This is a genomic window from Streptomyces sp. Ag109_O5-1, from assembly GCF_003814875.1.
Taxonomy (GTDB): Bacteria; Actinomycetota; Actinomycetes; order Streptomycetales; family Streptomycetaceae; genus Streptomyces; species Streptomyces sasae.
In genome coordinates this window covers 6,325,391-6,349,738 of the sequence record NZ_RKQF01000001.1, presented here as the reverse complement: position 1 = coordinate 6,349,738, position 24,348 = coordinate 6,325,391, and the positions used below count along the sequence as shown (strand labels likewise).

The following is a 24,348-nucleotide window of genomic DNA, read 5'->3' as shown; positions in this document are numbered from 1 at the left end:
GTGTACTCCTCAGGCGACGGCGGCGAGGCGGTGGCTCTTGCGGCGGCGGGAGACGAACTCCGGTACGGCGTCAGCCGGGACCCTGCGCAGGTGCCCGACGGTGATGGACTCCAGCTCTCCGGAACTGATGAGCCGGTAGCAGACGGTTCGACCGATCTGGAGACGGCGGGCCGCCTCTTCCACGGTCAGCAGTACGAGGGTGGGATCGATGACTTCGGCGAGTTGGGCCGTGTCCATGCGGTGACTCCTCGGGGCAGTCCTCGGGGGGCTCTCTGAGGGGCGCTACTTCCGCTACCGCCGCTACCGTCCAGGTCAGGGGCCTGTTCGGGGTAGCGGGAAGGGGTAGCGGTAGCGGATGGGTAGCGGCGCGGTAGCGGCAACTCGGGGTGGTTGCCGCTACCGCGTTGTTGCTGGTCAGGTCAGGTCTTCGGTGCCGGGTAGCGGAGGTAGCGGACTTTCCGGGGGTGGGGGGCAGTAGCGGGCCCACGCGTCGTGGAGATCGGTGGCGTAGTAGCCCTTGAGGACGCTCCCGGCGGTCTTGATGTTGCGGGAGGCGATCGGCTCGTTGTCCGCCGTCATGTACTCGGCGAGCATCCGTGACAACCTGCGGTTGTCGAGTGGCTTGCCGTGCAGATCGGCCCACGGTGCGTCGTCCAGGGCGTTCAGTCGGTCCAGGATGGCGACGGTGGGCAGGCGGTCGATGCCGACCATGACGTGGTCGCGCAGGTCGGCGAGCAGCCGGATACCGAGACTGCCCTTGTCGTTGGCCTTGGACGCGGTCACCAGCGCCACGCACGCCTTACGTGCCCGCTCCGGCCAGTCGCCGCCAACCGCGTCCGCGATGGCGAGCAGGGGTTCCCACACGTCCGCAGGCCGGTCGGTGACCCCGTCCGGCATGTCGGGCCAGGCACCCATCACGAACCCCCGCGCGTGCTCTGCCCATTGGGCGAGCCGGTCACGGAGCTTGTGTCCCTCCGCCTCATGAACGCGCGCCCGGAAGGATTCCACGCGTTCATTGCGGGCCCGCCGGCGCATCCGGATGATGACCGACCGGGTCATGATCGTGTCGGGCAGCGAGCCGAGACCCGCGACCGCGACGGCGCAGTACGAGGGGAAGGCCTGTACGGTCTGGTTCCCGCCGTCGCCGATGCACCGGTAGGTGACCCCGGTCCGGCGGTGCCCGGCGTTCAGGAACCCCCGCAGCTCCTCGTTGTCTCCCGCCTTCGGGCCGAAGACCGTATCGATCTCGTCGAACAGGATCGTCGGCCGGCCCTGCGGGCTGGACACGGAGCGGAACAGGGCGGCGGCGGACGCGTTGACCGCCGTCATCGGGGCGGGCACGAGGGTTTCCACGATCTCCAGCGCGCGGGACTTCCCCGACCCCGGCTCCGGGGAGAGGAACGCCAGACGCGGGGTGGAGTCGAAGCAGTCGAGCAGATGGGCGTGCGCGTCCCACAACGCCACGGCGACGTAGGCCGCTTCGGTGGGGAAGACGTTGAACCGGCGGTGGAACGCCTCAACCTCGTTGAGCAGCGCGGCCCCGTCGATGGTGGGGGTCATGCGGCGACCCTTCCTTCCGTGTGGGGTGCGGGCGTGCCGTCGCACACCTGCTTGTGCACCTCGTACTCCGTGATCAGAGCTGGAACGGTGCGCGGGCCGGTGGCGGTGTTGGTCTGTCCGCAGGGGCAGGCGTAGGCGGCCCTGGGGGTGTCGCCGTAGCGCTTGGACCAGCGGGCCCCGTCGTCGTGGTCGCGGTAGACCGGCGGCGCGTAGATCCGGATCCCGGGGCGTTCCGGTGTCGGGTCGGCCGGGTCGGTCGTCTGCGGGTCAGGGCGAAGGGCAGTGCGGACGCCCTTACGGGCGACGTCCTTCGGTTCGCCCACGGTCGCCGTCGGTTCGGCCGGTCGCGCGGCGTGCGGGCTGGTCGGGGTGGTGGGGAAGCTCTTCAGGAGGGGGCGAGAGGGGGCGCTCATGCCGTCGCCCTGCGTGCCGAGTTGTGGGTGATGGACCAGTCCAGTGCGCTGCGGAGAGTGGAGCGGCATTCGGCGGCGGACAGCCCGACCCCCTGTCCTGCCTCCTGAAGAGCCTGCTCGACCACGTGTCGCGGGAGGTCGCCCCACGCGACGAACCGCCCCAGAGCGCGCGCCGCCCGGAACAACGAGCTCTCCCGCGAACCCTGTTGGGCCGTGGCGACGTTCCGGGTCTCGTTGGCGAGCGCTACATCCGCGTATCGGCGTGATTGCCCCGCTACGGCCTCTGAGGGAGTCTGTGCGGGCTTGGGGGCAGGTTGCAGGATGGTTTGGAGCCAGAGCGGCAGAGGGGCCACCACGGGGGCGCACAGGGCTTCGTAGTCCCCGGCGGGGGTGGTGCTACCGGCGGCGACCACGTACCCGCCCCAGGCCCGTGTGTCGACCGAAGGGGCGATCGTGCGTGCGGTGTTGGTGAGGCGGACGCCGGCCGGGGCGGTGAAGTACAGGTGCATGCCGCCGCTCGCGGTCCGCACCCGGTAGGTGTCGGGGACGGCATGGTCGGCGCGCTCGCAGAGCGCTGCGAAGGTCACCGCGCCGTCAGGCGCGTCCGTACTGCCCTTGTCCTTGGGTACGTCCAGGTCGACGACCAGCAGACCGGACGGGCCGGTTGCGATCCCGACGTTGAACGGGGCCCGCGACCACGCGGCGCGGATGCGGTCCGGGTCGGTCGTGGCACGCTGCTCCCACTTCCGGTGCCCCGCCGCGCACTCCCCGGTGCCGGGGCATGCCCTTTCGCCGTGCAGGGCGGGCGGCTTGCTGCCGGGGCGCAGGGGGAAGACGTGCCAGCCGCGTTCGGCCGCGTCCAGGGCGGCCCGCAACAGGTGCTCGCTCATGCCCTGCCCCCGTTCGTCAGCAGGCGGTGAAGGTAGACGTGGTAGTAGTCCATCGCGTTGTCGAACGCGGTGGGGTCGGTGCTGTCGAGCGCGGCGAGCAGGGCGGCGGCCTCGGGGTAAGGGCCGGGGTCGGGGATGCCGTCCAGGTCACGCACCAGGGCGCCGAGCAGGGCGCGGGTCATGTACGGGTCCAACTCGAACCGGTGCTCCGCCAGGACGTACGGGGCGGTCACGGTGAGCAGGGACAGAACGGTGCTGCCGTCGGGCCGGGTCTCGGTCCGGAAGTTGATGGCCGGAGGGGGAGCGTCGACCGCTCGCCCACTGTGGGCGGGATGAGTCATCCTGGATGTCTCCAGTTCCTTGGTAGGTGACTGGCTGGCAAGGGCGGCCCCGGACTTTGGCGAGACGGGGGCCGCCCTTGGCGTAGCTAGAACGGGGCGTTGGTGCTGTAGCCGGCGGGCGGGGTGCGGCGCGTCCAGCGCGGCAGGGGCAGCAGGGTCAGGCGCCGGGCGGTCCAGCAGGCGCAGAACTCCCAGCCGCTTCCCCAGTACTCCCCGGTGTCCGGGTAGCCGTAGTGCTCCACGGTGCCTCCGGCGCCGGCGCAGTTCGGGCAGTCGGGGCGGGGGGTGTCGGTCAGGATCAGGGCGCGGCGGGGGTGGTCGATGACCTTGAGTCGCAGGCGGAACATGGGTGTTGGGTCTCCTGTCAGCCGTGGTGCTCGTTGCGGGTCCGGGCGATGAGTCCGTAGGTCTTGGTGGTGGTGTTCTCCTGCCGGACCGGGCCCCGGTAGTGGTGGTGGTTCTCGGTGTGGACGCCCTTGAGTGAGCGCAGGGCGGTCCCGATGGCGGCGAAGACGCCGGCGACGGCGGCGATGGGGAGGGTGACGAACAGGACTGAGGTGAGGGAGACGGCGGCGAATCCTTGGCAGGCGAGCCAGACGCCGCAGCCGATGCCGACGAACGCGGCTCCGACGCCGATGCCGGCGACGGCGGTTCCGGCGGCCCACGCCGGCACGATCCGGCGGTCCGGCTGGAGTACGGGGGGTGTGTCGCCGTAGGCGGGAAGCGGGCTGTCGTCGCGGTAGGCGGTCGGTGTCTCGGGGGCGGGCTTGTAGGCGTCGGCGATGATCCGGGCGGCCTCAGCGGCGGCTACGTCGTCGCTCATCCGGACGCCCGACAGGGGCGTTTCGGGGGTGGTCTCGGGGTACATGCGGAATCCCTTCCGGTCACGGTTCAGGGAGGAGAAGACACCCCCTGCCGGGGGCGCTGAGAGGGGGGTTTCGGGGGCCTGACCTGCGGCGCCTCCCTGCCTCCCTGACGATCAATTACGCAGGTCAGGGCCAGGGAGGCGGGTCAGGGAGGGGGTCAGGGAGTTCTCCCTGCCTCCCTGCCCCGGGACGGGTCGGCTCCCTGTCATTCGGAAGCGGAAGCGGAACCCGTCTTGTCGCGGTCGGCGATGGCGCGGGCGAGGCGGTCACGGCCGACGACCATGCGCCCGTCGGACTTGTACGCTTCGGCCCCGGTGCCGTCCAACACGCGGGTGAGGTCGGTGAACGACCACTTGCCATAGGCGTCCGGGGCGAGCACGGCGAGCCGCTTGATGACGTCCTGGGTGAGCACCCGCGCCTCCGTGCCGATCACGGCGGCGATGTCGGCGAGCGCATCGCGCTCCTCGCTGCGGTCGACAACGCGCAGGGTGGTCACACCATCCCGGAGCGCGCGGGCCCGCGAGGCGATGGCTTCGGCCGGCTCGTCGTCGATGAAGTGAGTGCGGACCGTGATGGACGACTGGCCCTTGGGCATCGTGATGCCGTCCGAGGCAACGACCAGCGTTCCCTTGTCCAGCCCTTGGCGCAGCATGTGCGGGGCGGCCCCGTCCTCGACGGCCTTGTCCCCGAGTGCCATCTTCGCCTGCGACTCACTGCCCAGCACGAGGGACGCACGGGTGTGGGCACCCTCCCGCACGAGCTTGGGAAGGTTCTGGTCGGTGGGGTCCTGGGTGCCCTGCCACATCATGACGTCCACGGCGCGGCCCTGGTTGTGGATCGAACGGACGGCCATGAAGTACCGGCTGGTGGCCTTGGAACCCCCGTACGGGCGCTTCTGGTCGTCGATGGCCGGGCACATGAACGCCTTCTGCGCCTCATCCACCAGCACGATCAGCGGCGGGAAGACCGCTTTCGGATCGGAGAGACGCACCTGGATCCGGCGGTTCATCTCCTCCTCTGCGTTCTCGACCATCTCGGTCGCCTGGATCACGTGGTCATCCGACGGACCCTCGATCAGCACGTCCGCAACGCCCCGGAACATGCTCCAGTCCCCGACGCCCTTGAGATCGGCGATCCAGAACTGCACCGACCGATCCAGCGCCAGCCACAGCGCGAGTGCACGCAGGGCGGCGGTCTTGCCCTGGTTGGATCGGCCCGTGACCAGCATGTGACGCTGATACACACTCAGCTCCGCCGCATCCCCGCGCAGGTCCTGACCCCACGGGGCCTTACCGGTCTTGTAGTTCGCGGTCATGGTCTCGTCGGTGACCAGCGGCGACGGCCCGATCGGCTCATCCAAGGCGCCGGAGTCGGCGATCCACAGGCGGACCGTGCGGGCCGCCTCGGGGATCGTGATGAACACCTCGTGCTCGTGCCGGGTCAGGTTCTCAGCGAGCTTCTTGCGACGCTGCTGCACCTCGTTCGTGGCCACCCCCGACGGCAAGGTGACGTCCACCTCGACACCGCATCCGGCGATCCGGATCGGACCGAGCATCGACGCGCCCACGTCGCCCATCTCCTTGATGGCGTTGCGCAGCGCCGGGACTCCGAGGTCGCGCAGGGCCTTGACCACGATGGACGGGGTGATCGGCTCACCCTCGCTCGATCGCTGGTGCTCAGGCATCGACCACGACGGCGCCGCTTTCTGGTGCGCGCCGACCGACCACAGCGCGAGCAGCGCGAGGAACGGGGCGATCGTGAGCGCCGGGCCCCACACGATCTGAATGATCCGGATCAGGGTGGCGATGAAGTCGATGGTGGCGGCGAGCGGGGTGATGACGTCCGCCGGGTGCTTGGTGTTGATCGCCATGACGACCCCGAGCGCGACCAGCACGCCGACGCCCATCCCGGTGCCGACGGCGACGCCCTTGGCCGCTTCCACGGGGGAGTGCAAGAGGTCCATGCGGCGGTGGTGGCGAGCCTGCCGGAAGCGCTGGAGCCGCTCCTCCCACTCCTCCGCAACTTCCAGGTTCCCGGCCGCTTCGGCGGCCCGGATCATCCGCTCGTAGCGGGCCCCGGTACGGCCGTCCCAGGTGCGGCGGGCCACGATCCGGCCCCCGTTGAACGTGTACAGGGTGTGCCGGGCGACCGCTCGCACCACGGTCTTGGTGTTCTCGTCGGTGGCGGCGGTCTTGATGGCGCGCCCGGAGCGCACCCACAGCGGCATGCGCGGGGCGGGTGCCGGGTCGGGGACGACCGTGAGGACGGTCGGGGCGTTGGCGCCGGTCGGGGGGTCGGTGGGCTTGTGCAGGTTGATGACGTTCTCGGTCATGACGGGAGGTCTCCTGAGCGGGAGGCGAGGGAGGGGAGGTCGGTGCAGCGGGCGCGGTTCTCGGCACGGCTGAGCTGGGACGGGTCGGTGCGGGGGCCGTCGACCCAGCAGAAGGGGCGGATCGTGTCGGCGGCGGCGAAGACGCGGATCGCGGCCCCGGCCGGGGCGTCAGGCAGCGGGTAGACGCGGGCGCGGTCCAGGCTGGCCAGGAGGCGGGCGCCGTGGTGCTCGCACCCGTCCGCTCCGGCGTTGAGCGCGTCCAGCACGGTCACCACGACCGGACCGACACACGGGGTCGGGTCGTCGGGGTGAGCGGCGGGGCAACGGCGGTCCATGCTCACCACCACCGGGACGACTTGTTGGCGGCCTTGGCGCGCGCCTGCTCGGTGAGGATGCGCTGGCGCTCGCCGTACAGGGCGGTCAGCTCGGCGTTCAGCCGGGTCTCAGCGGCCGTGCCGATGGAGTCCATCCGGTTCTCGGCACCGTTCGCGCTGCGCCCCTGGTGGATGCTGCGGGCGCCGCCGGCCATGGCGCGGGTCATGGCGAGGCGTTCGCGGCTGGTCAGCGGCCACCACTCGCCCCGCTGGACGGCTTCCAGCTTCTTCTGAATCTTGCCGATCTCGCGGTCGATACGGCGGATCTCGGAGTTGCCCATGTCAGGCAGTCCTTTCGTAGCCGTGCGGGTCGGGGTAGGCGCAGGGCGCGCACATGCCCAGCGCGGTGGAGATGACGTAGCCGGCGTCACGCCGGCAGGCGGGGCACAGGCGGCGGGCGGCATTGGCCTTGGCGAGCGCCGCCCACCGCGCGGGCGTCATGGGCCGTACGGGCTTGGCCAGGTCGACGCGGTAGAGGTAGGCGACCAGTGGGGGACGCCGGCGGCGGGGGCGTTCGAGCTGCGCGGCCACGCCCTGACCGCCGGGGCGCAGGTTGCGTGCCCGGAGTTGGCGGCGGGTGGCGTAGCCGTCCGGTGCCAGGTGCCACCGGTAGACCGGCAGCGCGGCCATCAGACGACGCGCTTCCAGGCGGCCCGCAGGCGCACCTCGGAGGCGGAGTGGCCGGCCGTGCGGAAGCGGGTGGCCATCTCCCGGTACGACAACGGCGGTTGCTCGCTGTGCCGGATCTCATCGACCAACGTGTCCAGCGCCGCGTCACTGAGCGCCGGTGCCTGCTCCAGCGCCGCAACCGGCTCAAAGGGGCCCCACACCGGCAGTTCCCACGAGGGTGTGACGTCGGGTGTGACGCGGCTCGTCACGCTGGTCAGGGCCCGTCCGGTGCTCTCGCCCTTACGGGCCGCCTCCAGCGTCGACCACGCCCCAGCAAGGGTCTCAGCGGTTCGGGCCTGGACGCGTGCGACGCGTGCCCCCGCCTCCGTCACGGCCGTCAGCCGCGTCTCCTCGGTGGACGCTTCGGCACGCAGGCGGGCACGGGCAACGGCCGCGTCGTCGCGGGCTTCCTGCTGAATGCCCCGGATCGTGTCCAGCGCCGCCGGCGTGAGCGCCGTGCGCTCCCACAGACCGTGGACCAGCCACAGCATCTTGGCGGCGAGCGGCAGCCACGCCACCGCCAGCCACGCACCCATGGACGTCTCGGCGGTCACGGCGTGAGTGACCAGGACACCGGAGGCGACCGCCCCGAACGACCAGCCAACGGCGGTCACGGCGTTGCTGTGGTCGCCCTGCGCGGCCAACCGGCGCTCATAGGCGAGCGTGGCCAGCCACCCGCCGTCGATACCCAACCCGACGACCAGAGCGACGTACCAGGGCACGGCCGTACCGAGCCACATCATGACCACGGCCAGGGTGAGCACCATGGACACGGCCGTCATGGCAACGGCCGGCAGCACGGTCAACAGGGTCTTGGCGCTGGTCCTCATGCCGCACCCCCGAGCGCCAGCACCACGGCGAGGATCAGGAGGGCACCGCCCGCGTGGGTCAGGTCGACCGCGCGACGCAGGCAGGTGTACTTGGCGACCGCTAGCCGGGAGAGTCCGGCGATGTGGGCGGCGAGATCCGTCGACAGACTCTCGGTGACCTGCTCCGGGGTGAGGGTCGCCCACAGCGTGAAGCCGTGACCGCCGCTCAGGTTCGGGCGCACCGACGTCAACAGCTTGCTCGCCGCGCCGACCAGCAACGCCATACCCAGCACACCGACGACCACGGCCGCCGCATTGAGCGGGAGGGCACTGCCGATCGTCCAGGCGCCGGCCAGAACCGCACCGACGAACGCGAGCAGAAGCGCGGTCTTGTTGTCGGTCCGCGCGATCTCCGCCTTCACCTCGGCAAGCGCGTCGGTGTGGCTACGTACGACCGGGGCGCTCATGCCGCGCCGCCGGGCAGGGACGCGCCGGCCGTGCGGTTGGCCAGCGCCAGTCGTTCGGCGAGCACCCGGCGGTGGGCCCGGCGGATCCGGCGGGCGTCCAGCTCGGTCGGCGTGCGGTCCAGGGTGATGATGTGCGCGTCCAACAGGTCGACGTCCGCCAGGATCAGCGGAAGTTCCTGCTCGATCGCGTCCAGTTCCGCGTCCGTCGGCTCCATCCAGTCGGCGAACGCGGTAACAGCGTCCTGAACAGTCACGATGGGGTTCATAGGGTCGTGTTCCTCTCGGATAGGAACGGCCCGAACAGCGGCCCCGGTGTTCGAGCACCGGGGCCGCGCGCCGTTGAAGTCGGGTGATCCGGCTCCCCTCAGCGCTGCACGTACGAGACGTGCAGCGGAGGCAACCGGCCCGCAGGCGTTGAGCTGCGGAAACGTTCAATGTCGTGCAGGTGTCTCCTTCGGAAGCGCGCTCCCGTTTCAGGCGTATGGAGACGTGACCTTTCGGTCTCAAGCCCTCCGGATGACCAGGAGTCCGGGCCCCTCGGCCCGATCTGTCCCGGGCCCCTTGAGACTGCGTGCAGCCTCCGTTGTCTTGCGTTAGCGCAACCTTCGGTTCACGTCCGTTTTGCACACACGTGTGCCGAGGTTCAGCGACCGCCGTTCTCCGAAGTGACCGGCGGGCACATCCCTACGGTTCCCTAGGGTTCCCTGCGGTGTCAAGCGGTAAGGTAGGGAACCTCAGGGAAGTGACGAAAGGGAGCAAGCGATATGGCAGGCCAGGCCGACAATCGGGCGCCGTACGCGAAGATTGCCGCCCACTACACGGAGCTGATTACGTCTGGTCAGCTAGAGCCCGGAACCCTCTTGCCGAGCATCAAGAACCTCGCGGAAGAGTGGAAAGTGAGCACCGCGACGGCGGAAAAGGCCCTGCGCAAGCTGCGCAACGAGGGTCTTGTGCGCGGGATCCACGGCATCGGGACGGAGGTCTTGGACCAGCCGGCTCCGATGTCGTCCGGGTCCCAGCGTCAGGACCGGGGACGCCGCACGGGGTCCAGTTGGGGAGCGGGCGAACGATCCGACTCGCATCGAGCGGGCTTGGTGTCCGCACCCGCTGAAGTCGCACAGGCGCTGGACATTCAGCCCGGCTCCGATGTGATCCGTCGAAGCCGGGTCTACCGAGACCGGCATGGCATCGTGGCCCACAGCACGTCATGGATTCCGGCCCGATACGGGAAGCTGATTCCCCAGCTAGCGGAGAGTGAGAGGCTAACCGGAGGTACTTCGCTCCAGCTCATCGCCCAAGCAACTGGCCACCCGATCAGTCACCGTATCGACACGGCCTCGGCCCGCCTGCTGACGCCGGAGTACGCGCAGCTCTTGGAGCTGGACCCCGAGCACCCGCCGACCGATCCAGTGGTCGTCATGACGGCAAAGTTCGTGGACAGTGAGGGGAACGTCGTGGAGTACGGCGTGGACCTCGGGGGCCCCGGCCGGACATGGCGCACGGAATCGGAGGTGACTCCGTGACGGTGATGGATGACACCCTCGCGAACGTGCTCGAAGACCGCCTAGGGTCACTGCTGGCAGCCCGCAGGGCTGGCACAATCACGCTCGAAGGGGAAGCGGAGATGGCCGCCATCTCCCAGACCATGGCGAGACCGATGCCACCACGTCCACCGTTCTGCGTCCTGATGGCCGGACTGCCCGGCTCCGGCAAGACCACACTTTCCCGCGCGCTCACGGATCGCGGGTTCGTTCGACTGTGCCCAGATGAGGAGATGTACCGCCGGCACGGCGTCTACGGGGTGGACTTTCCGCGAGGCATCTTCCCCATCCTCGAACGTCCGGTGCTCGAAGACGTGGCGGTAGAACTCAGGGAGCAGCTCAAGGCCGGCCATGACGTCGTCGTTGACCACGGCTTTTGGACCCCGGAAGTCCGGGCCAAATGGCGAGCCATCGCCACCGACGCCGGGGCCACTCCTGTACTGGTTTATCTCGCGGCCAGCCACGACGAACTCTGGGCAAGGGTCAGCAAGCGCAACGAGTTCCACGCGAACGATCCGAATTCGATCTACTTCTCGGAGAGCGACCTTCAGCGGTACCGAACCCGGTTCATCCCCCCTCAGGAAGACGAACCGCACCTTCTCTACGAGGGCGACACTGCGGACGTGATCGCGACCATGGAAGCTTCGCGCCCCTGACCCTCTACGGGCCTAAGCACAGGTCAGCCCCAGCTCCGTCTCGGCTTCCGCCGCTCGTTGCGACGAGCGGCAGGCCTCAGCGCGTAGTTACGACAGGAGGCGGCCAGCTTGTTCGATAGCGTGCGTTCCCTGTTCGATCACGGCGTGCGTCTCCGTCCCGAACTGGTGGATACCTCGCGCGATGTCGATAGCCGTTTTGACCGCTCCCAAACAGGCCGTGAGTCGCTCCGTCAGGCCGCGCTTCCCCACATCCTGCATCGCTTCGCCGTTACGTGTGACGGCCCCCAGGAAGGCGTCAAAGCTCTCCTCGACGGGGGCGGTCCCAGTAACGCGGATGAGGTCGAGAGCCTGAAGCAGACGATGGAGATGATGCAACAGGAGAAGCTTGGCCGCACTCTCCAGGCTGGATGCTCGGATCTCGTCCATGAGCGCGGTCACGGACTGGATGAGACGGTCAATCTCCTCGCGTGGGATGACTGGCTCAGGGCTGAGGCGATGCAGCCGGCGCGAGCAGGTACCCAGAGACTGCACAGCAGCACTGTTGGGGACGTCTCCTCCGACAGCGAAGACTTGGAACGCCTGGCCAAGGGTGTTGTTCCGGTTGGTCACGCTGGTCAGAAAAGCCTCCACCTTGTCCAGGTGCTCGACAAGGTGCTCCTTCTCTTCATCGTCTTCATCGAGCGCTCCCACGGCGGCCCTGACGTCCCCCGGGAGCTCCAGCAAACGTGTCATGGCCCTGAGCGCATCCGGCGAGGATGGCGAAGCTGTCGGGACGAGAAGCCTCGCCGCAGCGTCCCATGCCCCGTGGTTCGGAGGTGTCTGATGCAACTCGATGAGCAGCGTCCGCAGGCGACCGGCCGGGTTGTCCTCATACTCAGGCATGACGCGAGGGTAGCGGGACCCAACGACAAAACTGAGGCCTTTGGGAAAGCCTCTGACGTGCATGGACTCGGCGCTTTCGTGCTGGCGGCCCGTCTCAGTTTCCGTCTCATTCACCCCCGTCCGGGGCCGTCCACGGCGGTTCACGCGACGGACCGGAGTACGGGAATGAACGAGGCTGAACGACCCTGGATCACGCCCTGACCAGCACGAACAGACCTCGAAAGCGAGTGTGGCGCAAGTCACCGAGGGTTCAAATCCCTCCGCTACCGCTTGGAGAAGGGCCCCGTCGAAAGACGGGGCCCTTCCTGCGTTTCGCCCCCGTCGCCTCCGGAGCGCATTTCCGTCGTGCGCCCCTTTTCACGCCCCAGGCCCGACAAAAGGCCTCGACCAGCGGGCCGTTGGGCCCCGAGGGGGGCGTGAAGGTTACACTCGCGGCCGGCAGCAGGGTCCACAGCTACGCAGACACGCCGGCAGAGGCAGGCACAGGGGAGGCCGCGGTGGCGGTGAATGCCAAGAAGATCGCCACGTATGTGCTCGTGGTCTTCGCGCTGTACGTGATCATCACCGACCCGGCCAAGGCGGCCAGCTACGTCCAGATAGGCTTTGAGGGCATATCGGACGCGGCCAAGGCCATCGGGCAGTTCATGACCTGGCTCGTCAACGGAGCGAAGTAGCGCACCACCCCGGGAGCCGCAATGATCCGCCACCTGGTCCTCTTCAAGCTCGGCGAGGGCGTCGAGCGCGACGATCCGCGCGCCGTCGCGGGCGCCGAGGCCTTCTTCTCCCTCGGCGACCAGATCGAGGAGCTCCGCTTCTGGGAGTGCGGCTGGAACACCACGGACCGCCCCATCGCCTACGACTTCGCGATCAACTCGGCGGTCGAGGACCGGGACGCCCTGAAGCGTTATCTGGAGCACCCGGCCCACCAGGCAGCCGCGGCACAGTGGCGGGAGTTCGCCACGTGGGTGATCGCCGACTACGACTTCTGAGCCGTACGGCGCTTTCCCGATCCTGCCCCCCGCCGGGAACGGTGGGGGGCTTTCGCACGTCTTATGCACAAACTTGCCACAATTCACTCCCAACACGACGTTATGCGGTGCTTGCACACAGTGCACATGTCTTGTGATGCTATGACCGCTTTTGACGGATGATTGACCGATGAAGAGGTGGCGTTGACCGTGTCGGCCAGTTCTGCGCCGCCCCAGGAAGAGGCGCCCGCCCCAGCCCAGCCCCCCAGTCAGAGCCCGGCCCAGAACCCGCCCCAGAACCCCGCTCAGAACGCCGCGCAGAACCCCGCACAGCCCCCGGCCCAGGCGCCCGCCCCGGCCCCGGAGAAACGGCGCGGCGCCGACACCCGGGCGCTGACCCAGGTGCTCTTCGGCCAGCTCAAGGAGCTCAGGCCGGGCACGCCGGAGCACAACCGCGTGCGTTCGGCGCTCATCGAGGCCAACCTCCCGCTCGTGCGCTACGCGGCCGCCCGCTTCCGCTCCCGCAACGAGCCGATGGAGGACGTCGTCCAGGTCGGCACCATCGGCCTGATCAACGCCATCGACCGCTTCGACCCGGACCGGGGCGTGCAGTTCCCGACCTTCGCGATGCCGACCGTCGTCGGCGAGATCAAGCGCTACTTCCGGGACAACGTCCGCACCGTGCACGTACCGCGCCGGCTGCACGAGCTGTGGGTCCAGGTCAACAGCGCGACCGAGGACCTGACCACCGCCTTCGGCCGCTCCCCCTCCACCGCCGAGATCGCCGAACGGCTGCGCATCAGCGAGGACGAGGTCCTCTCCTGCATCGAGGCCGGCCGGTCGTACCACGCGACCTCCCTGGAGGCCGCGCAGGAGGGCGACGGCCTGCCGGGCCTGCTGGACCGCATCGGCTACGAGGACCCGGCCCTGGACGGCGTGGAACACCGCGACCTGGTCCGCCACCTGCTGGTCCAGCTCCCCGAGCGGGAGCAGCGCATCCTCCTCCTGCGCTACTACAGCAACCTCACCCAGTCACAGATCAGCGCGGAGCTCGGCGTCTCCCAGATGCACGTCTCCCGCCTCCTCGCCCGCAGCTTCCAGCGCCTGCGCTCGGCGAACCGCATCGAGGCGTAACCGCTCCACCGGAAACGCCGCGACGGCCCGCCTTCGTCCGCAGTTCCCCGCGCCCCTTCGGGGCGCTGCCGAACCGCAGCCGACTTCACCGGCCCTGCTCGGCACCTCCGTTATCCGCCCGAGACACAACCCCGGGCGACTTGGTGCGGCCGTAACCGCAAACAGGATCGAGCCATCACCGGCCAGAGCGAATCGCCCACCAGCGCACTTCCCGACAGTTGAGGGGCGAAAAAGCGTCAGACCCCCTGCATCCAGGGCGGATTCACATTTCACATGTCGACATGTCACTACAGCGTGTTGCCGACATGTGACATTCTGCCGGAAGCGCGTTTGCCGGGGCCCAGGCTCCGGTATTCAGGTGAAGGCACCGCTCCTCGCAAGGGAGCGTCGCCGCGACCGTCCCGCGACCCAAAGGGGGTGGCATGTCCGCAGACCAGGGCAGCTCGAAGGTCCTCACGCCCACGACGAGCGAGGCAGCGCCCAAGGAGCTCGACACCATCGACGTGCTCGACAGCATCGATGGCACGATCGACGGCGCCCCGGCGCTGGAGGCCCCTCCGACCCCGGAACTCCCGGGTACCTCGGCGGCCCTCGACACCCGCACCCTGTCCCGCTCCCTGTTCCTGCGCCTTGCCGCACTCGAAGAGGACAGCCCCGAGCGTGCCTACGTCCGGGACACCCTGATCGAACTCAACCTCCCCCTCGTGCGCTACGCGGCAGCCCGCTTCCGCAGCCGCAACGAACCGATGGAGGACATTGTCCAGGTCGGCACCATCGGCCTGATCAAGGCGATCGACCGCTTCGACTGCGAACGGGGCGTGGAGTTCCCGACGTTCGCGATGCCGACGGTCGTGGGCGAGATCAAGCGGTTCTTCCGCGACACCTCGTGGTCGGTCCGCGTCCCGCGCCGTCTGCAGGAGCTGCGCCTGGCCCTCACCAAGGCCAGCGACGAGCTCTCCCAGAAGCTGGACCGCTCCCCGACGGTCACCGAACTGGCCGCCGTCCTGGGCGTGTCCGAGGAGGACGTCGTCGACGGCCTGGCCGTGGGCAACGCGTACACCGCCTCCTCGCTCGACTCCCCGGCCCCGGAGGACGACGGCGGCGAGGGCTCCCTGGCCGACCGCCTCGGCTACGAGGACACGGCCCTGGAGGGCGTGGAGTACCGCGAGTCGCTGAAGCCGCTGCTGGCCAAGCTGCCGCCGCGCGAGCGCCGGATCATCATGCTGCGCTTCTTCGCGAACATGACCCAGTCCCAGATCGGCGAGGAGGTCGGCATCTCCCAGATGCACGTCTCCCGCCTGCTGACCCGCACCCTGGCCCAGCTCCGCGAGGGCCTGATCTCGGACTGACCGCGGACCGAGCCCGGACCGAACCGGGTTCGACGGGTTCCTTACTGACGGAGTGTCAGCCACACTGGCGCGATGCTTCTCCGTCGGGCACCCAGGACACCTAGCGGCCACCACCCCGCCGACACGAAGGCGCCGGCGGCCGTCACGGTGACGTCGGCGGCCACAGTGACGGCTGTGACCTCGGTGACGGCCGTGGCCTCCGTGACCGTCCCCGCACCCCCGGCCACCGGCCCCACGCGCCCCCGCAGTGCGGCGCAGGGCCGGTGGGGCGCGGCGGCGGTGTTCCCGCTGGCCGGTCTCTGCCTGGTCTGCTCCCTCACCGCCTGCGGCGGCAACTCCGGCGGCTATACGGCAGTGGGAGCGGCGGGCGGCCCGACCCGTACGCCGGCGAGACCTACGGGATCGGTGACGCTGGTCCCGCTGGACGGGTCGAGAGGGCCGGAAGGGCCGGAAGGCAGCTCGACGGGGACCTCGAACGGGTCGACGGGTACGGCGGACGGGTCGGCCACTACCGCGGACGCATCGGATTCCGCCGGGCCCCGGTCGACCAACTCGGCTTCCGGTACGGCACTTTCGCCTCCATCACCGTCAGCCCCCGCTTCCCGCCGCACCGGCTCCCGGCCGACGGCGCCGAACTCGCCCCGACCGGGCACCTCTTCGGCGCCCGCTTCGCCCGCCGCCCTCACCTGGAGCGCCCCCACCCGCGAGGCGACGGACCGGCGCTGGTGCGAGAAGGTGACGGTCGCCTTCCACAACTCCGGGGACACAGCGGTCCGTTCGGGCACGATCACCCTCGGCACACACATCATCGACCTGCTGGGCATCGACTGGTCGACGGTCAGGAAGACCGAGGCCCTCCCGGTCCCCATCGCACCCGGCTCCGGCACGGACAGGACCTGGACGGTCTGCGTGGACGACTGGCGGGTGCCACTGGGCATGCACATCGAGACCAGGGTCGAGACGGTCGACTGGAAGTGAGCGGACCGGAGCCGGGCACGACGAAAGCCCGGGGCGCTCGTCCCCGGGTTCTTCGTCGTGCCGCCGCCCGGGCCGTCGCAGCGCGCCCGGACGGCCGTACTACATGAACGCCAGCCAGGCCACGGCCGCCACCACGACCACCACGGCGACGACGCCGAGGATCAGGCCGACGCGCGGGCCGGAGGAGGAAGAGTAGGTGGACGTCGTCTGCTGGGAGGTCTGGGGGGCCTCGTCGACGAACGCGCGGAACATCTGGGTGCTGCCGGCGGGGTCGTAGTTGCCCTGGGGGCCCTGGGTGTTAGCCATGGCCCGAGACACTAGCGAATCGGGGAGTGCGGCCCAAGTGGGGGGCCACCCGGTGGTGCAACACGCCCCACCTGGGCGTTTACGTTCGCAATACTTGCCTTTGCCAAGTTTTTAGCCCTGCGGCCACCCGTTTGTTTGCCTGCAGCAACCAAACAGTTCTATGGTTGCCCCAAGCAACGATAACGGGAGGTGTGATGGCGGAGCAGGCGCAGTTCGAGGAGCTGGCACGTCAGCTCAGCGCCTTCGGGGCCGTGAAACGGGACCTCGCGCGGATCCTGCCGCACGAGTGCCCGGCCGGCTCCGCAGCCGTGCTGACGCTGCTCGGCCGCCACGGTTCCATGCGCATGAGCAAGCTCGCCGAGCTGCTCGCCGTGGACATGTCCGTGACCAGCCGGCACGTGGCGCACGTCTGCGAGCGCGGCTGGATCGAGCGGTCCCCCGACCCGGCGGACAAGCGGTCCCGCATCCTGCACCTCACCCCTGCGGGCGAGGCGACCCTCCAGGATCTGTCCCGGCGCAGCACCGAACTGCTCACCGAGCGGCTGAGCGACTGGAGCGACACGGAGATCGACCAGCTGATCGGGCTGATGACCCGGCTCCGGGACAGCTTCGGCGACTGCCGGGCCACGGTCGCCCTGCATCCCCGGCCCACCGCGGCCGTGGCGGCGGCCCCGGGCATCGCGAAGGCCGCCGCCACGGCCGCGGTCGCCTCAGCCGCCCGCGCCCCCACCCCCGTACTCGAAGCCCCCGTACTCGAACCGACCACCCGTACACCCGCATAAGACGTAAGAAAAGGAAGCCCATGGCAACGACCACACCAGCCGGTGTGCGGGCTCACGCAAAGCCGCACGGGGGAGGCTCCGTCGAGCAGACCCCGATGACGCACCGGCAGATCATGGAAGCCATCTCCGGTCTGCTGCTCGGCATGTTCGTGGCGATCCTGTCCTCCACGATCGTCACCAACGCCCTGCCGCACATCATCACCGACCTCGGCGGCGGCCAGTCCGCCTACACCTGGGTCGTCAGCGCCTCGCTGCTGGCCATGACCGCGACCACCCCGCTCTGGGGCAAGCTGTCCGACCTGTACAGCAAGAAGGCGCTCGTCCAGATAGCCCTGGTCATCTACGTCCTGGGCTCCGCGGCCGCCGGTCTGTCGCAGAACGCCGGCATGCTGATCGCCTGCCGTGTCATCCAGGGCATCGGTGTCGGCGGTCTGTCGGCCCTCGCCCAGATCGTCATGGCCGCCATGATCTCGCCGCGTGAGCGCGGCCGTTACTCCGGCTACCTCGGCGCGACCTTCGCCGTCGCCACCGTCGGCGGCCCGCTGCTCGGCGGTGTCATCACCGACACCTCGTGGCTGGGCTGGCGCTGGTGCTTCTACGTCGGCGTCCCCTTCGCCGTCGTCGCGCTGATCGTGCTGCAGAAGACCCTGCACCTGCCGGTCGTGAAGCGGGACGTCAAGGTCGACTGGGCCGGTGCGTTCTTCGTCGCCGCCGCCGTCTCGCTGCTGCTGATCTGGGTCACCTTCGCCGGTGACAAGTACGACTGGATCTCCTGGCAGACCTACGCCATGGTCGGCGGTTCGATCGCCCTCGCGCTGATCTTCATCCTGGTCGAGTCGAAGGCCAAGGAACCGATCATCCCGCTGCGGCTGTTCAAGAACCGCACCATCACCCTGGCCTCGCTGGCCTCCCTGTTCGTCGGTGTCGCGATGTTCACCGGCACGGTGTTCTTCAGCCAGTACTTCCAGCTGGCCCGCGACAAGTCCCCGACGATGTCCGGTGTGATGACGATCCCGATGATCGGCGGTCTGTTCATCTCCTCCACCGTCTCCGGCCAGTTCATCACCCGCACCGGCCGCTGGAAGGCGTGGCTGGTCAGCGGTGGTGTCCTCGTGACGGCGGGCCTCGGCCTGCTCGGGACCATCCGCTACGACACGGCGTACTGGAAGATGTCGATCTTCATGGCGCTGCTGGGTCTCGGCATCGGCATGATGATGCAGAACCTGGTGCTCTGCACGCAGAACCAGGTCGCCCCCGCCGACCTCGGCTCGGCCAGCTCCACGGTCACCTTCTTCCGGTCCCTGGGCGGTGCTGTGGGCGTCTCGGCCCTTGGCGCCGTGATGGCCCACCGGATCACGCACTACGTGACCGAGGGCGTCGCCGCCCTCTCCCCCAAGTACCAGGCCGCCCTGGCCGGCTCCAGCTCGTCCAGCGACAGCCTCCCGGACCTGGGCAAGCTGCCCACCCCGCTGCGCACCCTGATGGAGAGCGCCTACGGCCACGCCATCGCCGACGTCTTCCTGATCGCCGGCTGCCTCGCGGCCCTCGCGTTCCTGATCAGCCTGTTCATCAAGGAGGTCCCGCTGAAGACCAAGGGTGGGCTCGCCCAGGCCGCCGAGGCGGAGAACCCGTCGGGCGCCGAGAGCGTCCCGGCCGCCGCCGAGGCCGTCACCGCCGAGCAGCAGGTCCCCAGCTGGGCCGCCCCCGTCGTGAGCAGCACGGAGGCAGCTCCTCAGGCCGCCACGGAGGCCACCCGGCAGTTCGCCGCCGTCGCCACCATCGCCGCTCCCGAGCAGTCCGCCTCCGGCGGCACCCCGGTGCACGGCTACGTGCGCGGCGCCGAGAGCGCCCCGGTCGCGCAGGCCGCGGTCACCCTGATCTCGCTCTCCGGCCGCCAGCTGGGCCGCTCGGTCGCGGGCTACGACGGCTCCTACCGGCTGGACGCGCCCGGCGCGGGCTCGTACGTGCTGATCGCCTCCGCCGACGGCCACCAGCCGCAGGCCTCCACCGTCCTGGTGGGCGAGGACCCGCTGTCGTACGACATCCTGCTCAGCGGCACCAGCGGGCTGAGCGGTGTGGTGCGGGGCGCGGGCAGCGCGCTCCCGGTCAAGGACGCCATGGTGATCGTCACCGATGTGCGCGGCGACCTGCTGGCCACCGCGGCCACCGGTGAGCAGGGACAGTTCGTCTTCGGCGAGCTGGTGCCGGGTGTCGTCACGGTCGCGGTGAACGCGGCCGGGTACCGGCCCCGCGCCCTGCCCGTCGAGATCGGCACCACCGGGGTCACCCGGATCGAGGTCGACCTGGACGCCGGCGCCCAGCTGCAGGGTGTCGTACGGGCCCCGCACGGTCCGCTGGCCGACGCCCGGGTGACCCTCGTGGACGCGGCCGGGAACGTGGTCGGCACGGCCACCACCGGCGTGGACGGCGCGTACGCCTTCGCCGACCTGGACGGCGGCGACTACACCGTCATCGCGACGGGCTACCCGCCGGTCGCCACGGCCCTGAACGTCGCCGGCGCCGGTGTCGACGGCCACGACATCGAGCTCTCCCACCCGGGCGAGTAGTTCGCACTCCGGCCCGTGGCGGGCGCGCCGACAAGGAGGCGCCCGCCACGGGCCGGTCTCATACGACCATTTTGTAAGCGTCTGAGTGCATTGCCACTCAAGTGTTCGCAGGGAGAAACGGGATGGGACTGACCGCGAGGATCCGTACCCGGGACGGATGGGCCGTGTCGCACGCGGTCGTCACGGTGACCGACATGACCGGCAGCCAGGTGCTGCGCGCCGAGGCCGACGACGAGGGCGCGGTCCGTGACCCGAACCCGCTGGCGCCCGGGGCGTACACCGTCATCGTCACGGCCGTGGGCTACGCGCCCGCCGCCGCCAGCGCCATCGTCACGGCGAGCGGCCGTGCCGAGATCGGCGCGATCACGCTGGCGCGGCAGGGCGGCAGCGAACTGCCCCCGCCCGGCCCGTGGACCGTGGACCCGGCGCACTCCACCGTCGGCGCCGTCGCCCAGCACCTGGGCATCTCCAGCGTCCGGGGCCGTTTCACGGACTTCGGCGCCTGGATCGAGATCGCCCCCGACGACGTCGCGAAGTCCCGCGTCCGGGCGGTCATCCGGGCCGCCTCCATCGACACGGGCAACGGCATGCGCGACACCCATCTGCGCTCGCCCGACTTCCTGGACGTGGAACGGCATCCGGAGATCACCTACACCTCCACCGGTCTGACGGCGGCGGGCTCCGACCGCTGGACGGTCCACGGCGAACTGTCGCTGCACGGTGTGGTCCGCCCCGTCGACCTGGACCTCGCCTACCTCGGCACCGGCGCGGACCCGTGGGGCGGCACCCGGGCCGCGTTCCGCGCGACGACCGAACTGCACCGCGAGGACTTCGCGATGAACTACAACCAGGTGGTCCAGGCGGGCATCGCCGCCATCGGGACGACCCTGAAGATCGAACTGGAGATCCAGGCGGTACAGGGCGAGTCGCTGCCGCAGGCGTGACGCATGCCCCGCGTTCGCACGGGGCCACCCGGCAGGGCTACTCGGCCGGGTACAGCCCCGTGACGTGGACCCGTGACGCCGCGACGAAGTCGTAGATCAAGGCCCGTGACGTCTCCCGGGCCGGACCCAGATCGGCACGCGAGCGCGCGTCGCTGATCCGGTCGACCGACTTGAGGGCCTGCCGCCCGAGCTCGTCCAACTGCGCGGAGTGGGTCAGCAGCTCGGACCGGAACATCGCCTCCATGGCCGCGGCCCGCAGCCGCTGGGCCTCCCGCCGCAGTTCATGGAGCGATTCCTCCGCGATGGAGCGGCCGTCGTTCTTGGCGAACCAGTAGTCCATCTGGCCGCGCCGGTAGTTCGCCAGTGCGCCCCCGAACTCGCAGTAGGCGTCGATGCGTTCCCTCCGCAGGCGCTCACCCCGGGCGAACTGTTCGGCCCGCACCGCGGTGCGCTGCTGGAACAGATGGGTCAGGGTTGCGCCGAGCAGTGTTCCGAGCACGGCTATGAGACTGGTGGCCACGTCCCGCATCCTGTCAGCGAAGCGTGGACGTAGGCACGGCGGAGACAGGCTGAGCGGCCTCCGCGGCCCTAGGCTGACGACATGGCACCGAACATTGCGACGAACACCGCTGTCTCCCTCGACGATCTGCTGGACTTCGTACGGCCCCGGCACCGGGCGATCCTGCTCACGCGACGCGCCGACGGCAGCCCGCAGGGGTCGCCGCTGACCTGCGGGGTCGACGACTCCGGGCGGATCGTCGTCTCCACGTACCCCGAACGGGCGAAGACGCGGAACGCGAAGCGGGACGAACGGGTGAGCGTGATCGTCCTGAGCGACGACTGGAACGGGCCGTGGGTACAGGTCGACGGACGCGCCGAGGTGATCGACTCCCCCGAGTCGGTGGAGCCGCTGGTGGAGTACTACCGGAACATCGCCGGGGAGCATCCGGACTGGGACGAGTACCGGGCGGCGATGGTGAAGCAGGGGAAGTCGATCATCCGGGTCACGCCGGAGAAGTGGGGGCCGGTTGCCACCGGCGGTTTCCCGGCGCGGTTGGCTGCGCCGGACGCGTGAGGGGAGGCCGGGCGCCTAAGAGCCCGGGGGTGCGGCCTCGTTCGCGGGTGCGGGCTGTGTGTGGTTGCTCGCGCCCACGCGGCGGAGCCGCATATCGATCACAGCCCCGCGCCCCTTTCGGGGCGCTGCACCTTGGCCTCGATTCCTGCGATCAGCAGGTCCAGGGCGAAGGTGAAGTCCCTGTCGAGCATCTCGGCCACCGTGTCGCCGCCGCGCGCTGCCATCAGGTCCCTGGACTCCCTGATGACGTCGGCCGTCTCGGGCGTCTCCGCCACCGCGTCCATCGCGGTGCTGAAGTATTCGTCGGGGGTCATGCCGGCCCCTGCCACCCGTTCGGCGAAGTGGCCCTCGATCGTGCCGTAGCCGTACACGAACTGGAAGACGGCCGAGATCGCGCCGGTCACGCCGTGCGCGGGCAGGCCGGCGCGGCGGACGACCTGCTGGACCACGCGGGAGAACGCGAGCGAGTTGGGGCCGATGTTGAGGTAGCGGCCGGCCAGCGGGGAGAGCCAGGGGTGGCGGACCAGCAGCGCACGGTACTCCGTGGCCAGCGTGCGCAGTTGCTCCCGCCAGTCGCCCTCGGCCGTATCCGGCAGGCTCAGCTCACCGAAGGCCGCGTCGAGGGCGAGTTCGAGCAGGTCGTCCTTGGTGTCGACGTACCAGTACACGGACATGGCGGTCACATTGAGCTCGCCCGCCAGCCGTCGCATGGAGAACTTGGCGAGCCCGTCGGTGTCGAGGAGCCGGACTGTGGCGGAGGTGATGCGGGCCCGGTCGAGTCCGGAGGGCTGCCCGGTACGACCGCCCTTACGGGCCTTCTCCTCCAGCCACACACTGGCCCGCATCATCGCGACACCTTCCTCCACCACCACGACCACTTCCCAAGATGCTAGAACTCCGGCGTCCCGTCAGGGGCGCGGGGCTGTGATCGATATGCGGCTCCGCCGCGTGGGCGCGACCAGCAACATTCCACCCGCACTCGCCGATGAACATGTACCCCCTCCCCCCTAGGCGACATTCTTCTCCGCCCGACGAAGAAGCCCCGCCGCCACGAACCCTCCGGCCACCACCGCGACCGCCCCCACCAACTGCCCGGCCCCCAGCCCCGCCGACAATGACTTCCCCGACGCCACCCAAGAGCTCAGAACAGCTCCCAACACGGCCACTCCCAAACCGTTCCCGAACTCGGCCAGCGTTCCGTTGATCCCGGCCCCCACCCCCGCCTTCTCCGGCGGGATCGCGCTCATGACGGCGTGCGCCATCGCCGGGTTGGCGACCGCGCACCCCGCACCGATCAGCAGCAGACCGAGTAGCGTGCCGCCGTATCCGCCGGAGTCGAACAGCGCGATCGACACCAGGCCCAGCGACATCAGCAGCATCCCCACGGCGACCGCCACCGGTGTCCCCAGCCTCGTCGCCCACTTGGCCGACACGCCCGTGAAGTTGAGGGCGACGACCGTCAGCGCGAGCGGTGCCGTACGCAGACCCGCCTCCAACGGGCCGTAGCCGAGGACGAACTGGAGGTGCTGGGTGAGGAGGAACAGCGCGCCGCCCATGCCGAAGGTGATCAGCACCGCGCCGGCGACCGCACCCGTGAACCGGCGGTTCCTGAAGAAGTGGGGGTCGAGCATGGGGAACGGGATCCGGCTCTCCCAGTAAGCGAACAGCGACAGGACCGCGATCGCCACGGCGGCGGTGGCCAGTACCCGTCCGGACGTCCAGCCGTGCTCCGGGCCGGAGATGATCGCGAAGACCAGCGCGGCCATGCCGATCGTGGAGAGCAGCGCGCCGAGCAGGTCGGGGCGGTCGCCCTGGGGGTTCTTCGACTCGGGGACCAGGACCACGACCGCCGCCAGGGCCAGCGCCGCGACCGGGAGGTTGACCAGGAAGATCGCGCCCCACCAGAAGTGGTTGAGCATGAACCCGCCGATCAGCGGACCGGCGGCGAAGCCCAGCGCGTTGACGGCGCTCCAGATGCCGATGGCCTTGGGGTGCTCGTCGGGGGTGAAGATCTGCATCGCCACGGCCAGGGTGGTGGTGAGAAGCAGTGCGCCGCCCACGCCCATGCCGGCCCGCGCCGCGATCAACTGGCCGGTGGTGTCGGCCAGGCCCGCAGCCAGCGAACCCGCGCCGAACAGGGCCAGGCCCGCGATGAGCAGCTTCTTGCGGCCGTAGCGGTCGGCCGCGCTGCCCGCAGTCAGGAGCAGGCCGGACTGGACGAGCGAGTACGCGTTGATCATCCACTGGATGTCGGCGGTGGCCGCGTGCAGCTCCCGGGTGAGGGAGGGGATGGCCACGTTCAGGACGGTGTTGTCGAGCAGCACGGTGAGCTGCGCGAGGCAGATGACACCGAGGATCAGCCAGCGCTGGGGGTGGCCCTTTGAAGTCATGTTGTACACCGTAGAAGACGTCCTGTACGGCGTACAACGCATTTCCCGTGGGCAC

The 24,348-nt window shown here is 69.8% G+C and carries 30 protein-coding genes; 11 read left to right on the top strand and 19 right to left on the bottom strand.

The genetic code is table 11. The features are described 5' to 3' along the window. Positions 1–9: 9 nt before the first annotated feature. The 14 genes from EDD90_RS28650 to EDD90_RS28585 all read right to left on the bottom strand — a co-directional run bounded on the left by EDD90_RS28650 (position 10) and on the right by EDD90_RS28585 (position 8,987). Positions 10–237 (bottom strand): helix-turn-helix domain-containing protein, encoded by a 228-nt coding sequence (locus EDD90_RS28650; RefSeq protein ID WP_123975849.1) that lies wholly within the window; start codon positions 235–237, stop codon positions 10–12. Positions 238–414: 177 nt separating this feature from the next. Beyond that, the gene (locus tag EDD90_RS28645) at positions 415–1,560 is read right to left on the bottom strand and encodes a DUF3631 domain-containing protein (RefSeq protein WP_123975848.1); all 1,146 of its coding nucleotides are present in this window, start codon (positions 1,558–1,560) and stop codon (positions 415–417) included. Next, entirely contained in the window at positions 1,557–1,973 is a 417-nt protein-coding gene (locus tag EDD90_RS28640) for a hypothetical protein (protein ID WP_260328127.1), read from the bottom strand. Before EDD90_RS28640 ends, EDD90_RS28645 begins: the two co-directional genes overlap by 4 nt. Beyond that, on the bottom strand, positions 1,970–2,863 hold the full coding sequence (locus EDD90_RS28635) for a bifunctional DNA primase/polymerase (protein ID WP_123975847.1): 894 nt from the start codon (positions 2,861–2,863) through the stop codon (positions 1,970–1,972). Before EDD90_RS28635 ends, EDD90_RS28640 begins: the two co-directional genes overlap by 4 nt. Beyond that, the gene (locus tag EDD90_RS28630) at positions 2,860–3,204 is read right to left on the bottom strand and encodes a hypothetical protein (RefSeq protein WP_123975846.1); all 345 of its coding nucleotides are present in this window, start codon (positions 3,202–3,204) and stop codon (positions 2,860–2,862) included. The genes EDD90_RS28635 and EDD90_RS28630 overlap by 4 nt, the downstream gene beginning before the upstream one ends. Positions 3,205–3,290: 86 nt before the next feature. Continuing rightward, entirely contained in the window at positions 3,291–3,551 is a 261-nt protein-coding gene (locus EDD90_RS28625) for a hypothetical protein (RefSeq protein WP_123975845.1), read from the bottom strand. A 17-nt stretch (positions 3,552–3,568) separates the two neighbouring features. Continuing rightward, positions 3,569–4,072, bottom strand: coding sequence for a hypothetical protein (locus EDD90_RS28620; protein ID WP_123975844.1), 504 nt, complete (start codon positions 4,070–4,072; stop codon positions 3,569–3,571). 203 nt (positions 4,073–4,275) lie between these two features. Beyond that, positions 4,276–6,402, bottom strand: coding sequence for an FtsK/SpoIIIE domain-containing protein (locus EDD90_RS28615; protein ID WP_123975843.1), 2,127 nt, complete (start codon positions 6,400–6,402; stop codon positions 4,276–4,278). After that, a complete protein-coding gene (locus EDD90_RS28610; RefSeq protein ID WP_123975842.1) occupies positions 6,399–6,737 on the bottom strand; it encodes a hypothetical protein in 339 nt (112 codons plus the stop codon). The genes EDD90_RS28615 and EDD90_RS28610 overlap by 4 nt, the downstream gene beginning before the upstream one ends. A gap of 2 nt (positions 6,738–6,739) precedes the next feature. Beyond that, on the bottom strand, positions 6,740–7,057 hold the full coding sequence (locus EDD90_RS28605) for a hypothetical protein (protein WP_123975841.1): 318 nt from the start codon (positions 7,055–7,057) through the stop codon (positions 6,740–6,742). 1 nt (position 7,058) lies between these two features. Beyond that, positions 7,059–7,406: an RRQRL motif-containing zinc-binding protein gene (locus EDD90_RS28600; protein ID WP_123975840.1), complete on the bottom strand. Its 348-nt coding sequence runs from the start codon at positions 7,404–7,406 to the stop codon at positions 7,059–7,061. After that, positions 7,406–8,275, bottom strand: a complete 870-nt coding sequence (locus EDD90_RS28595; protein ID WP_123975839.1) for a protein spdB — start codon at positions 8,273–8,275, stop codon at positions 7,406–7,408. The genes EDD90_RS28600 and EDD90_RS28595 overlap by 1 nt, the downstream gene beginning before the upstream one ends. Further along, the gene (locus EDD90_RS28590; protein WP_123975838.1) at positions 8,272–8,721 is read right to left on the bottom strand and encodes a Pycsar system effector family protein; all 450 of its coding nucleotides are present in this window, start codon (positions 8,719–8,721) and stop codon (positions 8,272–8,274) included. Before EDD90_RS28590 ends, EDD90_RS28595 begins: the two co-directional genes overlap by 4 nt. Beyond that, positions 8,718–8,987, bottom strand: coding sequence for a DUF6284 family protein (locus EDD90_RS28585; protein ID WP_123975837.1), 270 nt, complete (start codon positions 8,985–8,987; stop codon positions 8,718–8,720). Before EDD90_RS28585 ends, EDD90_RS28590 begins: the two co-directional genes overlap by 4 nt. Before the next feature lie 498 nt (positions 8,988–9,485). On the opposite strand from EDD90_RS28585, the gene EDD90_RS28580 reads away from it, so the two are divergent. Further along, positions 9,486–10,244, top strand: a complete 759-nt coding sequence (locus tag EDD90_RS28580) for a GntR family transcriptional regulator (RefSeq protein WP_123975836.1) — start codon at positions 9,486–9,488, stop codon at positions 10,242–10,244. After that, the gene (locus EDD90_RS28575; protein WP_260328125.1) at positions 10,241–10,918 is read left to right on the top strand and encodes an ATP-binding protein; all 678 of its coding nucleotides are present in this window, start codon (positions 10,241–10,243) and stop codon (positions 10,916–10,918) included. Before EDD90_RS28580 ends, EDD90_RS28575 begins: the two co-directional genes overlap by 4 nt. Before the next feature lie 87 nt (positions 10,919–11,005). Here the strand turns inward: EDD90_RS28575 and EDD90_RS28570 are convergent, their stop codons facing one another. Further along, positions 11,006–11,800, bottom strand: coding sequence for a hypothetical protein (locus EDD90_RS28570; protein ID WP_123975834.1), 795 nt, complete (start codon positions 11,798–11,800; stop codon positions 11,006–11,008). A gap of 497 nt (positions 11,801–12,297) precedes the next feature. Between EDD90_RS28570 and EDD90_RS55695 the strand changes: the two genes are divergently transcribed. The 5 genes from EDD90_RS55695 (at position 12,298) to EDD90_RS28550 (ending at position 16,229) form a co-directional block, all read left to right on the top strand. Then, the gene (locus EDD90_RS55695) at positions 12,298–12,474 is read left to right on the top strand and encodes a hypothetical protein (protein WP_185149253.1); all 177 of its coding nucleotides are present in this window, start codon (positions 12,298–12,300) and stop codon (positions 12,472–12,474) included. Between the two features lie 21 nt (positions 12,475–12,495). Continuing rightward, complete coding sequence (locus tag EDD90_RS28565; protein WP_123975833.1) at positions 12,496–12,789, top strand: Dabb family protein; 294 nt, start codon at positions 12,496–12,498, stop codon at positions 12,787–12,789. Positions 12,790–12,978: 189 nt separating this feature from the next. Beyond that, positions 12,979–13,902: an RNA polymerase sigma factor SigF gene (locus tag EDD90_RS28560; RefSeq protein ID WP_311737222.1), complete on the top strand. Its 924-nt coding sequence runs from the start codon at positions 12,979–12,981 to the stop codon at positions 13,900–13,902. A 422-nt stretch (positions 13,903–14,324) separates the two neighbouring features. Then, positions 14,325–15,251, top strand: coding sequence for an RNA polymerase sigma factor SigF (locus EDD90_RS28555; RefSeq protein WP_123975832.1), 927 nt, complete (start codon positions 14,325–14,327; stop codon positions 15,249–15,251). 72 nt (positions 15,252–15,323) lie between these two features. Continuing rightward, positions 15,324–16,229 (top strand): hypothetical protein, encoded by a 906-nt coding sequence (locus tag EDD90_RS28550; RefSeq protein ID WP_260328124.1) that lies wholly within the window; start codon positions 15,324–15,326, stop codon positions 16,227–16,229. A gap of 99 nt (positions 16,230–16,328) precedes the next feature. On the opposite strand, the gene EDD90_RS28545 is transcribed toward EDD90_RS28550, so the two are convergent. Continuing rightward, positions 16,329–16,535, bottom strand: a complete 207-nt coding sequence (locus EDD90_RS28545; protein WP_123975831.1) for a hypothetical protein — start codon at positions 16,533–16,535, stop codon at positions 16,329–16,331. 194 nt (positions 16,536–16,729) lie between these two features. On the opposite strand from EDD90_RS28545, the gene EDD90_RS28540 reads away from it, so the two are divergent. The 3 genes from EDD90_RS28540 (at position 16,730) to EDD90_RS28530 (ending at position 20,828) form a co-directional block, all read left to right on the top strand. Beyond that, entirely contained in the window at positions 16,730–17,317 is a 588-nt protein-coding gene (locus tag EDD90_RS28540; RefSeq protein ID WP_123975830.1) for a MarR family winged helix-turn-helix transcriptional regulator, read from the top strand. Between the two features lie 20 nt (positions 17,318–17,337). After that, a complete protein-coding gene (locus tag EDD90_RS28535) occupies positions 17,338–19,884 on the top strand; it encodes an MFS transporter (RefSeq protein ID WP_123975829.1) in 2,547 nt (848 codons plus the stop codon). Between the two features lie 122 nt (positions 19,885–20,006). Continuing rightward, positions 20,007–20,828 carry a YceI family protein gene (locus EDD90_RS28530; RefSeq protein WP_123975828.1) on the top strand — a complete coding sequence of 274 codons (822 nt, stop codon included), beginning with the start codon at positions 20,007–20,009 and terminating at the stop codon, positions 20,826–20,828. A gap of 37 nt (positions 20,829–20,865) precedes the next feature. Here the strand turns inward: EDD90_RS28530 and EDD90_RS28525 are convergent, their stop codons facing one another. Then, positions 20,866–21,357 (bottom strand): hypothetical protein, encoded by a 492-nt coding sequence (locus EDD90_RS28525; protein ID WP_123975827.1) that lies wholly within the window; start codon positions 21,355–21,357, stop codon positions 20,866–20,868. A 72-nt stretch (positions 21,358–21,429) separates the two neighbouring features. Between EDD90_RS28525 and EDD90_RS28520 the strand changes: the two genes are divergently transcribed. Continuing rightward, positions 21,430–21,903: a PPOX class F420-dependent oxidoreductase gene (locus EDD90_RS28520; protein ID WP_123975826.1), complete on the top strand. Its 474-nt coding sequence runs from the start codon at positions 21,430–21,432 to the stop codon at positions 21,901–21,903. A 98-nt stretch (positions 21,904–22,001) separates the two neighbouring features. Here the strand turns inward: EDD90_RS28520 and EDD90_RS28515 are convergent, their stop codons facing one another. Beyond that, complete coding sequence (locus tag EDD90_RS28515) at positions 22,002–22,751, bottom strand: TetR/AcrR family transcriptional regulator (protein ID WP_185149632.1); 750 nt, start codon at positions 22,749–22,751, stop codon at positions 22,002–22,004. A gap of 159 nt (positions 22,752–22,910) precedes the next feature. Further along, a complete protein-coding gene (locus EDD90_RS28510; protein WP_260328122.1) occupies positions 22,911–24,293 on the bottom strand; it encodes an MFS transporter in 1,383 nt (460 codons plus the stop codon). Positions 24,294–24,348: the final 55 nt, after the last annotated feature.

Bases quoted from the DNA above. Each gene is read 5' to 3' on its own strand.
- EDD90_RS28650 (WP_123975849.1), bottom strand. From the start codon at position 237: ATGGACACGGCCCAACTCGCCGAAGTCATCGATCCCACCCTCGTACTG.
- EDD90_RS28645 (WP_123975848.1), bottom strand. From the start codon at position 1,560: ATGACCCCCACCATCGACGGGGCCGCGCTGCTCAACGAGGTTGAGGCG.
- EDD90_RS28640 (WP_260328127.1), bottom strand. From the start codon at position 1,973: ATGAGCGCCCCCTCTCGCCCCCTCCTGAAGAGCTTCCCCACCACCCCG.
- EDD90_RS28635 (WP_123975847.1), bottom strand. From the start codon at position 2,863: ATGAGCGAGCACCTGTTGCGGGCCGCCCTGGACGCGGCCGAACGCGGC.
- EDD90_RS28630 (WP_123975846.1), bottom strand. From the start codon at position 3,204: ATGACTCATCCCGCCCACAGTGGGCGAGCGGTCGACGCTCCCCCTCCG.
- EDD90_RS28625 (WP_123975845.1), bottom strand. From the start codon at position 3,551: ATGTTCCGCCTGCGACTCAAGGTCATCGACCACCCCCGCCGCGCCCTG.
- EDD90_RS28620 (WP_123975844.1), bottom strand. From the start codon at position 4,072: ATGTACCCCGAGACCACCCCCGAAACGCCCCTGTCGGGCGTCCGGATG.
- EDD90_RS28615 (WP_123975843.1), bottom strand. From the start codon at position 6,402: ATGACCGAGAACGTCATCAACCTGCACAAGCCCACCGACCCCCCGACC.
- EDD90_RS28610 (WP_123975842.1), bottom strand. From the start codon at position 6,737: ATGGACCGCCGTTGCCCCGCCGCTCACCCCGACGACCCGACCCCGTGT.
- EDD90_RS28605 (WP_123975841.1), bottom strand. From the start codon at position 7,057: ATGGGCAACTCCGAGATCCGCCGTATCGACCGCGAGATCGGCAAGATT.
- EDD90_RS28600 (WP_123975840.1), bottom strand. From the start codon at position 7,406: ATGGCCGCGCTGCCGGTCTACCGGTGGCACCTGGCACCGGACGGCTAC.
- EDD90_RS28595 (WP_123975839.1), bottom strand. From the start codon at position 8,275: ATGAGGACCAGCGCCAAGACCCTGTTGACCGTGCTGCCGGCCGTTGCC.
- EDD90_RS28590 (WP_123975838.1), bottom strand. From the start codon at position 8,721: ATGAGCGCCCCGGTCGTACGTAGCCACACCGACGCGCTTGCCGAGGTG.
- EDD90_RS28585 (WP_123975837.1), bottom strand. From the start codon at position 8,987: ATGAACCCCATCGTGACTGTTCAGGACGCTGTTACCGCGTTCGCCGAC.
- EDD90_RS28580 (WP_123975836.1), top strand. From the start codon at position 9,486: ATGGCAGGCCAGGCCGACAATCGGGCGCCGTACGCGAAGATTGCCGCC.
- EDD90_RS28570 (WP_123975834.1), bottom strand. From the start codon at position 11,800: ATGCCTGAGTATGAGGACAACCCGGCCGGTCGCCTGCGGACGCTGCTC.
- EDD90_RS28565 (WP_123975833.1), top strand. From the start codon at position 12,496: ATGATCCGCCACCTGGTCCTCTTCAAGCTCGGCGAGGGCGTCGAGCGC.
- EDD90_RS28555 (WP_123975832.1), top strand. From the start codon at position 14,325: ATGTCCGCAGACCAGGGCAGCTCGAAGGTCCTCACGCCCACGACGAGC.
- EDD90_RS28550 (WP_260328124.1), top strand. From the start codon at position 15,324: ATGCTTCTCCGTCGGGCACCCAGGACACCTAGCGGCCACCACCCCGCC.
- EDD90_RS28545 (WP_123975831.1), bottom strand. From the start codon at position 16,535: ATGGCTAACACCCAGGGCCCCCAGGGCAACTACGACCCCGCCGGCAGC.
- EDD90_RS28540 (WP_123975830.1), top strand. From the start codon at position 16,730: ATGGCGGAGCAGGCGCAGTTCGAGGAGCTGGCACGTCAGCTCAGCGCC.
- EDD90_RS28535 (WP_123975829.1), top strand. From the start codon at position 17,338: ATGGCAACGACCACACCAGCCGGTGTGCGGGCTCACGCAAAGCCGCAC.
- EDD90_RS28530 (WP_123975828.1), top strand. From the start codon at position 20,007: ATGGGACTGACCGCGAGGATCCGTACCCGGGACGGATGGGCCGTGTCG.
- EDD90_RS28525 (WP_123975827.1), bottom strand. From the start codon at position 21,357: ATGCGGGACGTGGCCACCAGTCTCATAGCCGTGCTCGGAACACTGCTC.
- EDD90_RS28520 (WP_123975826.1), top strand. From the start codon at position 21,430: ATGGCACCGAACATTGCGACGAACACCGCTGTCTCCCTCGACGATCTG.
- EDD90_RS28515 (WP_185149632.1), bottom strand. From the start codon at position 22,751: ATGATGCGGGCCAGTGTGTGGCTGGAGGAGAAGGCCCGTAAGGGCGGT.
- EDD90_RS28510 (WP_260328122.1), bottom strand. From the start codon at position 24,293: ATGACTTCAAAGGGCCACCCCCAGCGCTGGCTGATCCTCGGTGTCATC.